The sequence below is a fragment of the Enterococcus sp. HMSC072F02 genome, assembly GCF_001837725.1.
GTDB lineage: Bacteria > Bacillota > Bacilli > Lactobacillales > Enterococcaceae > Enterococcus_B > Enterococcus_B lactis.
Window position 1 is genome coordinate 19,479 of sequence record NZ_KV833959.1, and the last position, 13,196, is coordinate 32,674.

General features: G+C 39.4%; 11 protein-coding genes and 1 riboswitch. All 11 genes read right to left on the bottom strand.

Annotation, left to right across the window (positions count from 1 at the left end):
- Window positions 1-10: 10 nt before the first annotated feature.
- Window positions 11-135, bottom strand: a riboswitch (FMN riboswitch).
- An 81-nt stretch (window positions 136-216) separates the two neighbouring features.
- The 11 genes from HMPREF2731_RS07880 to HMPREF2731_RS07930 all read right to left on the bottom strand — a co-directional run bounded on the left by HMPREF2731_RS07880 (window position 217) and on the right by HMPREF2731_RS07930 (window position 13,165).
- The gene (locus tag HMPREF2731_RS07880) at window positions 217-933 is read right to left on the bottom strand and encodes a pseudouridine synthase (protein ID WP_002313886.1); all 717 of its coding nucleotides are present in this window, start codon (window positions 931-933) and stop codon (window positions 217-219) included.
- Entirely contained in the window at window positions 934-1,509 is a 576-nt protein-coding gene (scpB, locus tag HMPREF2731_RS07885) for an SMC-Scp complex subunit ScpB (protein ID WP_002309607.1), read from the bottom strand. It lies immediately after the preceding gene.
- Complete coding sequence (locus HMPREF2731_RS07890; protein WP_002316162.1) at window positions 1,493-2,263, bottom strand: segregation/condensation protein A; 771 nt, start codon at window positions 2,261-2,263, stop codon at window positions 1,493-1,495. Before HMPREF2731_RS07890 ends, scpB begins: the two co-directional genes overlap by 17 nt.
- Window positions 2,260-2,631 (bottom strand): GNAT family N-acetyltransferase, encoded by a 372-nt coding sequence (locus HMPREF2731_RS07895; protein ID WP_002290158.1) that lies wholly within the window; start codon window positions 2,629-2,631, stop codon window positions 2,260-2,262. Before HMPREF2731_RS07895 ends, HMPREF2731_RS07890 begins: the two co-directional genes overlap by 4 nt.
- Window positions 2,632-2,649: 18 nt before the next feature.
- Window positions 2,650-3,537, bottom strand: a complete 888-nt coding sequence (gene xerD, locus HMPREF2731_RS07900) for a site-specific tyrosine recombinase XerD (RefSeq protein ID WP_070872693.1) — start codon at window positions 3,535-3,537, stop codon at window positions 2,650-2,652.
- Window positions 3,538-3,632: 95 nt separating this feature from the next.
- Window positions 3,633-4,106: a ferric iron uptake transcriptional regulator gene (locus HMPREF2731_RS07905; RefSeq protein WP_002290152.1), complete on the bottom strand. Its 474-nt coding sequence runs from the start codon at window positions 4,104-4,106 to the stop codon at window positions 3,633-3,635.
- 104 nt (window positions 4,107-4,210) lie between these two features.
- The gene (locus HMPREF2731_RS07910) at window positions 4,211-5,074 is read right to left on the bottom strand and encodes a virulence factor B family protein (RefSeq protein WP_002290150.1); all 864 of its coding nucleotides are present in this window, start codon (window positions 5,072-5,074) and stop codon (window positions 4,211-4,213) included.
- A gap of 281 nt (window positions 5,075-5,355) precedes the next feature.
- A complete protein-coding gene (locus HMPREF2731_RS07915) occupies window positions 5,356-7,473 on the bottom strand; it encodes a cell division site-positioning protein MapZ family protein (RefSeq protein WP_033628395.1) in 2,118 nt (705 codons plus the stop codon).
- A gap of 220 nt (window positions 7,474-7,693) precedes the next feature.
- Window positions 7,694-8,803: an RNA polymerase sigma factor RpoD gene (gene rpoD / locus HMPREF2731_RS07920; RefSeq protein WP_002290142.1), complete on the bottom strand. Its 1,110-nt coding sequence runs from the start codon at window positions 8,801-8,803 to the stop codon at window positions 7,694-7,696.
- A 23-nt stretch (window positions 8,804-8,826) separates the two neighbouring features.
- Window positions 8,827-10,668: a DNA primase gene (dnaG, locus tag HMPREF2731_RS07925; protein ID WP_002320677.1), complete on the bottom strand. Its 1,842-nt coding sequence runs from the start codon at window positions 10,666-10,668 to the stop codon at window positions 8,827-8,829.
- A 181-nt stretch (window positions 10,669-10,849) separates the two neighbouring features.
- On the bottom strand, window positions 10,850-13,165 hold the full coding sequence (locus tag HMPREF2731_RS07930; RefSeq protein WP_002309616.1) for a cation-translocating P-type ATPase: 2,316 nt from the start codon (window positions 13,163-13,165) through the stop codon (window positions 10,850-10,852).
- Window positions 13,166-13,196: the final 31 nt, after the last annotated feature.

The following is a 13,196-nucleotide window of genomic DNA, read 5'->3' on the forward strand; positions in this document are numbered from 1 at the left end:
GTCAAATAAGCCCTATCTTCTTTATCCAGACTGTACTGTCGGTATCGGAATTTCACCGATTCAGCTATTTTTTGCAAAATAGGTCGTGGACTATAACCACCGGTCGGGAATTTCACCCTGCCCCTGAAGACGAACCTTATATAAATTTTGTTTACATATTCATTATACATATCTCTTCAAAAAACGCAACATTTAACACTTATAAAAAGTAAGTGTTTATTTTGAATGGTTCAATAAGCTGCTGACTTCTTTTTTGTTCAATTCACGATAATCCCCAGGGCGTAGACCTTGTAATGTCAAATCACCGTATTTTTCACGTTTTAACTTTTGCACAGGGAGCCCAACTGCTTGAAGCATATTTTTCACTTGATGATTCCGTCCTTCGTGGATCGTCAATTCCACGATACTGTGATTTGTCTTAGGATCCACTGATAAAATTTGGAACTTAGCTGGAGACGTTTTTCGTCCTTCGATCTTTATTCCTTTTGCCAAAGGTGCAAGCATTGATTTTGTCGCAATCCCTTTTACTTTTGCGACATAAACTTTATCCACTTCATGTTTTGGATGTGTCAGGCGCTGGGCAAAATCTCCATCATTTGTCAGCAGTAAGATACCCGAAGTATCGTAATCCAGTCGACCTACGGGGTAAATTCGTTCTTTTACCATCGGCAGAAGGTCCGTAACGACTTTTCTTCCTTTGTCATCTGCTACAGCAGAAATGACTCCTTTAGGTTTGTATAATAAATAATAACCGTATTCTTCTTGATAAATTGGCACTTCATCCACTTCCACAGTGTCATGTTTTCCAACTTTTATCCCTAATTCTCTTACAACTTGTCCGTTTACTTTTACACGTCCTGCAAGGATAAATTCTTCTGCTTTTCGACGAGAAGTAATGCCAGCGTGGGCAATTACTTTTTGTAATCTCTCCATTTACAATTGTTCTCCTTTATTCATTCCATCAAAGAATAGATCTGGTGACACATCTTCTTCAAGTGAAATTTCCATTTCTTGTGTATCAGGCAGTTCCTCTAATGATTTCAGCCCAAAATAATCCAAGAAGTAACCAGTTGTTCCATATAATATCGGTCGACCTGGTCCTTCTACTCTGCCTTTTTCTTCAATCAGTTTATGAGCAGCCAGACGCTGTACCGCTCCTGAAACCTGAACGCCTCGAATCTGCTCGATCTCAGCTCGTGTGATTGGTTGTTTATAGGCAATGATTGCTAAAGTCTCGACAGCGGCTTGAGATAACGTGTTCGATGTTCCTTGCGCATATCGCTTGAGCAATGGCGCTAGCTCTTTTTTAGTCGTTAATACATAATGGCTTTCCGTTTCAAAAATATGCAAAGCTGAGTGCGGGTTTTGAGCGTAAGAGTCTCTTAATTCTTTCACTAAATTTGCGACTTCTGCTTCACTGAGATTCAACAGTCCGCTTAATTCTTCATTACTGATTCCTTCCTCGCCAACAATAAAAAGAAGGGCTTCAAGTTCACTTAATTTCGTCATGTTCGGTATCTCCTACTGCTGGATAAAGCATAATTGATTCATAGTTTTCTTTTTGTTGCGCAATAATCTGTCCTTTTTTCATCAACTCTAGCAAAGCCATAAAAGTAGTGACAACTTCACTTTTGGAAGGCGACTCAAAAAATGAGTTGAAGGTACAGCCATGCGTATTTCTTTTTATACGCTCTTCGATAAAGATCATTCGTTCTTCGATCGTTGTATCATCCGGCGTGATCGTTTTTTCCACTTTTTGAGAAAATTTCTTACGTTCCAAAATTTTCTGCATGGCACGGATCAGATCGATTTTTTTGACTTGTCCTCGCTTCAACGGCTTTTCAACATCCGCCAATCCATCGATGTTCATAGGGTCTTTTGTGTAATAAAGACTTCGTTCCTCTGCTTTTTCTGTTAATTTTTCAGCCGCATACTTATACTTACGGTATTCTAAAAGCTGAGTGACCAATTCTTCTCGAGGATCTTCTTCCCATAGTTCTTCATCATCTGTAACAAACTCTTGGATAGGGAGCAACGTCTTACTTTTGATTGCCATCAATGTAGCAGCCATCACTAGGTATTCTCCTGCAACAGCTAGCTCTAGTGTTTTCATTGTATGGATATAATTCATATATTGCTCTGTGATCGTAGCAATTGGTATATCATATATATCGATTTCCATTTGCTGAATCAGATGAAGCAGCAGATCGAGAGGTCCCTCGAATACATCTAATTTAATATTGATCTCCGTCAACTCATTCACTCTTTCTTCTTTTTCTTTGCTAGCCACTTTCCAATATAAGGCTCTGTGATTTCAGTTGCACGGATGGAGACATCCGGATACTTTTCTTGTAATTCATCTAACATTTGGAAGCCCATATTCTCACCACGATAAGATGGATTCAAAGAAATGTCATGGATGATCAGCTGATCGTTCGTTGCCCAATAAACACCAATGATTCCTTGAATGTTGGTCGAACCTTCTGGCGTAAAGAAAAAAAGTTCATAATCATCTTCAGATTCGTACGTATCTATCTCCTTCAACAAAGAAGACTTACCTGTCAGCTTCTTATGGAAACTCAACAGTCCCATAGCAATTTTACGGTTTTCTTTTCGGTAATGTGTTAACATCTTCTCACCTTCCTATGACTAAGCCCTTGGAAAATGCTGCTTATAAACATCTGTCATCCTTTTTTTCGTGATATGTGTATAAATCTGTGTCGTAGAGATATCCGCGTGACCTAACAATTCTTGTACTGTCCGCAAATCTGCTCCGTTTTCTAGCAAGTGGGTGGCAAAGCTGTGCCGCAGCGTATGCGGCGTTACTTCTTTGTAAATCCCAGCCTCTCTTACTAGCTGTTTCAGATTTTTCCAGATTCCTTGCCGGGAAAGACCTTTTCCGTGATTATTGACAAATACATGCATTTCAGATGCGTCCTTTACAAGTAACGGACGTGCTTCGTCTAAGTAGCGTTCCAGCCCTTGGATCGCATAATCACCTAAAGGAATAATCCGCTCTTTATCTCCTTTACCGACTGTCTGTACCAGCCCAAGAGAAAGATGAAGATCTCCCAATTTCAATCCAATCAATTCACTGACGCGCATCCCAGTAGCATACATGACTTCTAAGATTGCACGATCTCTTATCCCTAACGTTTTTGTCGTATCAGGTGCTTCAATCAGCTTTTCTACTTCTGCCAGCGTCAATGTACTTGGTAATTTCTGCGCTTTCTTTGGCGTATCGATATGCTGCATTGGATCATGATCCGTAACACGCTCTTGTCGTAAAAACTGATGGAATCTTCTGAGGCTTGAGATCATCCGCGTAACGGTTGCTGTCGCTTTTTTTTCTTCATGCAGTTTTTCCAGAAAACGGATGACTAAAAAACGATCGACATCTTGCCATGAAGCAACTTTCTGCTCTTCTAGAAAATGCAAGTATTGTTCCAAATCACGTTCATAGCTTTGACGTGTATTGGCGGATAATCCCCGTTCAATATTCAAGTAGTGGAGATAATCGTTGATTTGCTCTTTCATAATAATCCCCCTCATGCCTCTCTATCATATCAGATACCGCTTCATTCTGATAGTCTTTTTCCATAATCTGAGCAAAGAAAAAGCCGTCTAGACACTCAGACGGACTGGTTTCTTTTTTCTTTTTCATAACATTCCTGACAGATTCCATGGAACGTCAGCCGATGATCTTTTACTAAAAAATGATAACGTTCTTCTACTACTTGCTCCACTTCAAGTAAAAGATCCTCTTCTACTTCCTCGATCGTGCCGCAGTTCAAGCATAGTAAATGATGATGGAAATGTTTGGCGCCTTCTTTTCTCAAATCATAACGGGCTAATCCATCATTAAAACTTACTTTATCGACAATTTTTAATTCTGTCAAGATTTCAAGGGTTCTATAAACAGTAGCAAGTCCAATTTCTGGACTCTTTTTTTTCACTAAAAAGAAGATCTCTTCTGCAGACAAATGCTCTTTCTCATTCTCCAAAAGCACAAGCAGGGTAGCTTCTCTTTGCGGTGTCAGCTTGAACCCCGATTCATGTAGCTGCTGTTTTGTTTTTTTCATCGCCGAAATAGCATTCATGACCATTTACTCAACCCCAACAATTTATAATAATTACAATTTAGAAAAACAATAGCACTGTGTTAATTAAAATTATTATAAGCTAGTTAAGAAAAACATGCAAGGGATTCTCAATTAGATTTTTTGACTAATTTTGTCACACCATTTTCTTGTTTAATCAGTCCTTGTTTCAAAAGATTGCCTAATGCTCGCTTAAAAGCACCTTTGCTGATGCCGAAAGCTTTCATGATGTCTTCTGGATCTGATTTATCTGTAAAGTTGATTTGCTGATCTGCAGAACGTTCTAAAATGGTTAAAATCATTTGTGCATCATCTGATATTGCTTCATACGCTCTTGGTTTCAATGAAAGATTCAGTACACCATCTGGTCGGACACCGATCACACGCCCTTTTACCTGCTCGCCTAGTCGAGGTTCGTTATATCGTTCAGAAGGATGGATAAACCCAAGATAGAAATCTTCAGTCAAAACATACGTACCTGTTAATTTCAAACGGTAGGCTGTTCCTATCACATCTTTGTTTTTCATTTCTTCTGTTCCATACTTGCTTAAAGATTTGAATATTTTTTCGTCTGCTAAGCTCCCCCAAACACGGTCCTTTGCGTCAACTCTAAGGGAAATCATCAAACGATCTCCCTTTTTAGGCCACAGCTCTGTCATGGTCGGTAATTCATCAAGAGATACGACAAAGTCTTTATCTGGAAGACCGATATCGACAAATGCCCCTAAATCCTTTCTTGTAGCAGTAACGATTCCAAATGCATAGTGACCGATGCGACTTTTTGGAATTTGTGTAGTGATCCGGTTTTCATGTTTTTGATTTTGGTAGCCGAATCCTTCCACTGCCTCACCGATTTTGTGCTCGCCCTCTGATTTGCTTAAGCCAAAGGTTTGCCCATTTTTTTGGACAAAGTAATTTTTTTCATTTTCATCAATAATAATACCTGTAAATATAGTTGCTAATAAATCGTTCATTTTTTTCTCCCTCTATAGTGAAAGGTTTTCTTAATACATTTCTTTGCTATCATAACATAATGTTATCTACTTGAATAGCTGAGCCTTGCTTTGGAAAGGTGAAAAAAGGAGTATGACGACAGTTGTGTCATACTCCCCTTTTTCGAATAAACGATGTTCACCTGCCAACTCTTCGGTTTCAAGTCACACTATTCATCAAACATGAGAAGCTGTTTTTTGAAATTGCTCCTTGTGACTCAGAGTGAAACGGCAGGCTCACAACCTCTTTCGTTTAGCTAAAACTAATTGCTCCCATTTCCTCCGAACCACCCAGTTTTACAGTTGATCGTTACGATATAAAATGGCAACGCACTTTCTCCAATGCCTTTCATCAATGCAGATTTTGTTGAAGTGGCATATAGATTGTAATAGCCTTCCCCATTTTCGATTCTGGCTTTTTCTAATCTGTATCCTCCTTCAACGATATATCCACGTTGGATACATGTAGCAATCACTTTGCTTTGGACACCTGGTGCCCACGTCCATGCTGGATTAGATGCATCGGCAATATCACTTGCTCTGGCAGATTTGATTGGCTGATTTGCTGAGTTTGAAGAGGACGGGGTCGAGGATGCCGCTTCTTGCTGTGCTGCTTGTGCGACCGCAGCTTGTTGAGCGGCTTGAGCTGCAGCTGCTGCTTGAGCGGCTTGTTTTGCTTGTTCTTCAGCTGCTTTTTTCGCTTCTTCTGCTTTTTTCTTTTCCTCTTCTTCTTTTTTCTCTTTATCAGTGAGCATCTTATCTACTTGTTTCAATTGTTCATTCAACTGAGCAGATAGATCTGTATTTTTCACCTTTTCTACTGCTTCTTTTGCCGTCTTGTATTGGTCGCGTGTCGCTGAACCCACTACTTTTCCGTCTTTAAAGACTATAGCTGTTTTTTCTTTAGCTGTTTGCAATTCAGCATATTGATTTTTAGCTTCTGTTTGTGCTTGTTGAATCAATTTTCCAAAATCTGTGTTATCCGTTTCGATCGTTTGTATCTCTTTATCTGCTTTCAACTTGATGTCATCTGCTAGATGATCATCGACGATCACAGGAGCTACGAACCATTCATTCACTTTCTGGATATCTTGGATCTTAGATTGGATATCTTGATAAGTTGTTTCTAACTCTGAATATCCTTTTTCATTCTTAAGACTTGATAAATCATTTTTTAGTTTCGATAGATCTTGATGAATCATATCTGCACGAATAAATTGATGGTGATCATCTGTATAAAAGGCAGCAAGTTTCCCGTGAAGGTCTTCCATTTGTCGCTGTCTTTTTGCTTCTGCTGCTACTTCGGCTTCTACTTTTTGATGATGGTCATAATAAGCCCAGCCTCCCCCACCTAGTAGAAGAACTGCTGCTAAAGCGAGATAAGGCACTTTTTTTGATTTTTTCTTTTGTGTCTTATCTAGATCTTTTTTTTCTAGGTTTGATTCTTGAGGCGTTTTTACAGTATTTGGCACGATTGTTGTTGGTTCTGTTTCTGCTTCAATCAGCTCAGGCTGGTTCTCTTCTTTTTCTATTTTAGCTTCAAGAACAGTGCTATCTTCACTTGCAGATTGACTTTCAGCATCGGCTTCATTATTTATACTATCTGACTCTGTTGATTTCTTGTCTGCTTTTTCGAGCATTTCTTTTTTCTCTGCTTCCGGCAACCCATTCGATTTCTCGTCTTCTGATTGTTTTTCAGACAATGTTTCAGTTTTTTCCGGGACATCCGTTTTTAGATCATTCGTTTTTACTGATTCTTTACCTGCAGCGTTTACTCTACTAATGTCTTTTTCAGCGTCTTTTTCAGCGTCTTTTTCAGCTTCATGTTCTGGTTCTACTTTGTTTTCCTGTGCAATTTTTTCACTGATCATTTTGAGCAGCTCTTCCGCGTGCTCTTCCTTTGTATCTTCACGATGTGCTTTGATATAGGCGGATAGTATCGAATTTTCTTCCTCATTCTCGACGATTTCTTTTAGTTCAGCTACTCTTCTTTTTTGTTTTGATTCAAGGGTTTCCTCTTGATTCTTTCCTGATTTTTCCAAAGTCTCATGAACAGTTACTTTCTTCTGTTCCATTTTTTCTTTATTGGCTACTTTATCGTGAGTAGATGATACATCGTCTTCTGGTTCTGTTTTTTCGAATAATTCCATCACAGATTCGAGAGGTAGATCTTTCAATTCCGACCATTCGATTGGATCGTTTAATTCTGTATCAGGAAAGACTGCGTCTTCAGTTGATTTATCCTGCATAGTTTCATCTGCATTTATTTCTTCGATTGTTTCTTTTGTTTGCTGATCTTCTGCAGTTAGTTGATGACCGCAGTCTGGACAGATATTGTTCTCATCCATTTTTTTCGATCCGCAATTTGGACATTTTTTCATCACTTAGCGATCGGCTCCTTTACTAGGTTTACGCTACCATTTAATCTATCATATTCTATACGTCACGCCAATAGCTTATTTTTAGGATTTACTTAAAAATAATGAATAAATTTTTTCCCTATAGAAAAAAAAAGCTTGAGACCGCGTAGTCCCAAGCTTTTTTTCTTTTAAAATAAACCAAACCATTTTACTGATTTCTCTTCTGATCAATAGTTCATGCTTATTCTAAGAAGTCTTTTAATTGTTTTGAACGAGAAGGATGGCGTAATTTTCTCAACGCTTTAGCCTCGATCTGACGAATACGTTCCCGAGTAACACCAAATACTTTTCCTACTTCTTCCAGTGTTCTCGTACGTCCATCGTCTAGGCCAAAACGTAAGCGAAGGACATTCTCTTCCCGATCAGTCAATGTATCTAGTACATCTTCCAATTGTTCTTTTAGTAGTTCATATGCTGCGTGTTCTGCTGGACTTGTTGCTTCTTGGTCTTCGATGAAATCACCTAAATGAGAATCATCTTCTTCACCGATTGGCGTTTCAAGAGAAACAGGTTCCTGCGCGATTTTCAAGATTTCGCGGACTTTTTCTGTCGGAAGGTCCATTTCTGCACCGATTTCTTCCGGCGTAGGTTCTCTTCCTAGGTCTTGTAACAATTGACGCTGGATACGAATCAATTTATTGATTGTTTCTACCATGTGAACTGGAATACGGATCGTACGTGCTTGGTCGGCGATTGCACGAGTAATTGCTTGACGAATCCACCATGTAGCATAAGTAGAAAACTTGAACCCTTTGCGATAGTCAAATTTTTCAACTGCCTTCATCAGCCCCATATTTCCTTCTTGGATCAAGTCAAGGAACTGCATGCCTCGCCCTACATAACGTTTAGCGATACTTACTACTAAACGAAGGTTTGCTTCTGCTAAACGCTGTTTTGCTTCTTGGTCGCCTTCTTCGATTTTCAATGCTAACGCTACTTCTTCTTCCGCAGTTAAAAGGGAGACACGGCCAATTTCTTTCAGATACATACGAACCGGGTCATTGATTTTTACACCGGTTGGCGCAGATAGATCTTCTGTTTTTGCCTGTTCAGCTTTTTTCTCAGCACTTTTCAAGCTGTGAATTGATGGATCACCATTTTCATCCACCACACTGATACCTGCGTCTTCAATCTTTTGGATCAATTTGTCCATTTCATCTGCATTCAAAGTGAATGGTGTAGCAAGCTGATTGGATAAATCATCATATACAACTTGTCGTTTGGGTTTGTTTTCTTTGATGAAAGCTGCTACTGCTGCTTCATACTTTTTTTTATCTGTTCCATTTGCCATAAAAGAAGGCCCCCCTTGAGTAGCTATTTGGCTTGTTTTAACTGTTTCGTTAAATTGATGATTTCGATCGTCAATTCAAGCTCAAGCTGTTTGTTCCCAGTACGTCTGGCTTCTTGCTGCATTTGTTTTTTTAATGTTATTTCATCAGCTAAGCCAGATTTGCTGATCACATCTAGCAAGTCTTGGATTTCCCGTGGCGAACTTTCTTCTGCCACCGGTAAATATTCGATCTCCACCACCAACCGCCTTAAATTTTCATCTTGCAAAAAGTCTAAAAACTCTGCAAGGTTGAATTCATAATGTTGTGAGACATATGCATCGAATAAAAAATAAACTTCTGCGTATGCGTCGTGGATAAACTGAAATTCTCGTTCTTTTAAAATATTGCGGACAGAAACTTCTTTAAATGCGCGGTACAACAGAATCTGCTCTGCCTTTTCTACCTGCGTCAACGGTCTCTTCTTCCGTGCAGTTTCTTGTCTCTTGGTCTGCGTATGCTGGTTTTCCTGAGGTTCTTGACGATTTTGCTGATTTGTTCTTCGGAGCTCACGCAATTGTTTTTGTATCGTCTCTCTGCTGACCCGAAACTCTGTGGACAGCTGCGATAAATACATATCTTGTTCAATTGGTGAAACGACTCGGCTAAGTTCAACTAATAATTCTTCAAGGTACTCGATTTTGTCTTTTTCATTTTCTAAATTTTTCCCTTGTTTCAAATAACGTGATTTAAAAGTAAAAACTGTTTCACGCCCATGAGCCACTAATTCTTGAAAAGATGCTTCCCCATACTTACGGAGATATTCATCAGGATCAAGCTTTTCTGGAACGACTACGACCGAAAGTCCTAAACGACTATTTTGCCGAAGCAATTCAATCCCTCGATTGGTTGCTTCAAAACCTGCGTTATCTCCGTCATAACAAAAAACCAGTTCTTTCGTCAGTTTTTCCATTTGCTGGATCTGTTGTGCTGTCAGACTTGTTCCCATGGAAGCTAATCCAGTTTTGATACCAGCCTGCCATGCAGCAATCACATCCATAAAACCTTCGAACAACAAGACTTCTCCATTTTTTCGGATATCGCTTCTTGCTTTATCAAGATTAAATAACACTTGTCTTTTATTGAATAATTCTGTTTCCGGACTGTTCAAATATTTGGGCTGATCTTTTTCCTGCCCTTTTTCAGGTGCAAGCCAGCGTCCTGAAAACCCGATTGTCTGGCCTTGAGGATTACGAAGGGGAAACATCACCCTTTGGTAAAAACGGTCCGACATACGGCCATCATCATGTGCGACAAACAATCCAGAACGTTCTAACAATTCATTTGAGAATGATTCATTCTTGAAGACTTGCTGAAGAAACGAGCGTTCATTAGGTGCAAAGCCGATATTGAATTCTTCAATCAATTCTAAAGACAACCCACGACTTTGCAAATATTCTAAGGCTGGCTGTCCCGCTTTTGTATGCAACAGCATGTGATGATAGATTTCCGCTGCTTTTTCATGAGCAGCAATCAATTTTCCTGTAGCAGATTCAGGATTTTGTACAGCTAACGTTCGCTGACGCCATTGATCTTCCAACGGAATCTGTTCGAAATCTGCTACTTTTATCACTGCTTCTGGAAAACTCAGTCCTTCTAGTTCTTGAAGAAAAGTAAACACGTTTCCGCCCTTACCGCAACCAAAGCAATGAAAGATCTGCTTGTCTTCTGCAACAGAGAAGGATGGTGTGCGTTCTTCATGAAAAGGACACAGCCCTAAGTAGTTTTTACCAGACTTTTTCAATTGGACATATTGTCCAATCACCTCAACGATATTCGTTTGACTGCGTACCGTTTCGATAACTTCTTGAGGAATCCGTTGAGCCATTTTTCCACCCCCTGCTTTATTGATATCTTTTCGTTTTAACAAAAGATATTTCAGGAGAATAACCGGTAAAAAATCGCACTAACTGAAATCAGTGCGATTTTAAAGGACACAATTATACATGTTTGATTGTATCATATTTCAATTCTTTTTCAAGTATAACACATTTCTATTTAATTAAGCATCAATTTGCTACTCTTTTCAGTAGCTGATTTTGAATATCAGCCTTCCAGTACAATAATCGAAGGACAATATTTACGATCATGAACATAACGAAGTATCCTATGGTTTCTCCTAAGCCTAAGTTTACTTCCAAAATTCCGTGGAACAGCATCGCAGCTACATATATCCCTACGATTGTCGTTACTGCTAAGAATATTCGCAACGGGTTGAAAGGATAACAAGCTTTTACAACTGCCATGCAGCTGATTCCAATTAGCAAGTAATACATCAACGTAGTGGTTTCACTACTTCCCCACGCGAACGTTTTTCCAAGTAGATACACTGCTATGATATTCACTACTACAAGCAAGGCATTCGGCAAAGCGTTGATAAGTGCAGTAGGCAAGTAACGGTAAGTGATTTTGCGTTTATCTTGTTCAAATGATAAAAAGAAGGAAGGATACCCTTCAATCGCCAAATCAATCAGCGTAATCTGGATAGGGATAAATGGAAATCCAATAGCTGTAACGGCACAGATAATCGATAAAATAAAAGAATAAATCGTTTTGATGAAAAAGATACCGGAGACTTTCGTCACATTGTTGACTACTCGACGTCCTTCAAACAGGACTTCTGGCAATGTCGTAAAATCAGAGTCCAACAATACTAGATTAGCAATTTGACGTGTCGCTCCGTCACCTTCTGCCATGGCGATACTGCAATCTGCTTCTCTTAATGCCAAAACATCATTCACGCCGTCACCTGTCATCGCAACCGTTCTGCCGCTATCTTTTAATTCATTTACCAGTAACTTCTTTTGCTGAGGACTCACTCGACCAAAAACGGTATATTGATGCGCGGCTTCTCGCACGTCCGATTCTTCAGTAATCTGAGAAAGGTCGATATACGCATCATAATTCGGTAATCCTGCACGTCTAGCAATATTGGAGACAGTAAATGGATTATCTCCAGAGATTACTTTCAGGTCAACGCCTTCCTCATGAAGATAAGCTAATGTTTCTGGCGCATTTTTTCGGATTGGATCATCGATTTCAAACAGAGCAACTGGCTCAACAAACGCGGGGGTTTCTTCGTTTAATTGCTGATTTGGAGCAATCCCCAACATAAGGACGCGATAGCCATTCGCTTGAGCTGTTTTTAGACTATCTGGCAGTCGATCTTCTTCCACCAAGCGTTCAGGTGCTCCTACGTATACGACTCCTAATTCTGGAAACTCCATCGCACCCCATTTGCGATCAGAAGAAAATGCGACTTTGTTTGTTACATCATAACGATTAGAAAGCTCAAAATACTCTCTCATCGCCCGCATGGTGATGTTGTTATCACTGCTTTCTGCAAGATACGTTCCCATAATTTCTGGAATAGCTTTTTCATACAGCGGATGTAATGCTTCTACACGCTGGATACTCATTTTCCCTTCAGTAATGGTTCCTGTTTTATCCAAACATAATGTATCGACGTGAGCAAGTGTTTCAATGGAATACATGTCTTGAACAAGAATCCGTTTTTTTGCCAGTTTTGTTACACCTGTCGTTAACGCAATACTTATCAACAATACTAATCCCTTTGGAAGCATCCCTAACAAAGCTGCTGCAGAGGCAATAACTGAAATCTTGATAGAAGCATCGCGAATGAACAGTGCCTCCAAAAATAGTATGATCCCTAAAGGAATAATCACGAAACTAGTGAACTTGGATACTTTACGAATCGAATCTACAAGTTCAGAATGAATAGCTTTGTGGGTTTTTGCCTCGCTAGTCAAGCGGACAGCATAATTATCTGCCCCTACTCGGATGACTTCAGCCATGACAGAACCACTTGTCAAAAAGCTCCCAGAAAGCAATTCAGCTCCAGCTTCTTTGACAATCAAGTCAGATTCACCTGTCAAAAGAGCTTCATTTGCTTCTGCCCGTCCTGATATGACCTGCAAATCGGCTGGTATCTGTTCTCCAGCTCCGATCTTTACCAAATCTCCTAATACCAGCTCTTTAGTAGAAATCGATTGTTCTTTACCGTCCCGAATCACTAGTACTTCTGATTGGGAAACAATCGATAATTTTCGTACAAGATTTCTTGCATGTATTTCTTGATAAATTCCAATAACGATATTTACGATAATAATTGCTAAATACGCCATGTTGGAATAAGCACCTACAAATAACAGACAAATTCCGATACCGAAGTTCAGAAAATTGAATAACGTCAATATATTATCGCTGAATATTTGCTTTGTACTTTTTGATGCATCTTCCTGGTAGTCATTTTGCTGGCCAGAAGCCATTTTCTGAACTACTTCTTGCTGTGTAAGTCCATTCATTTTCTTTTTCTCCATTTTCCGCCAACTTTCA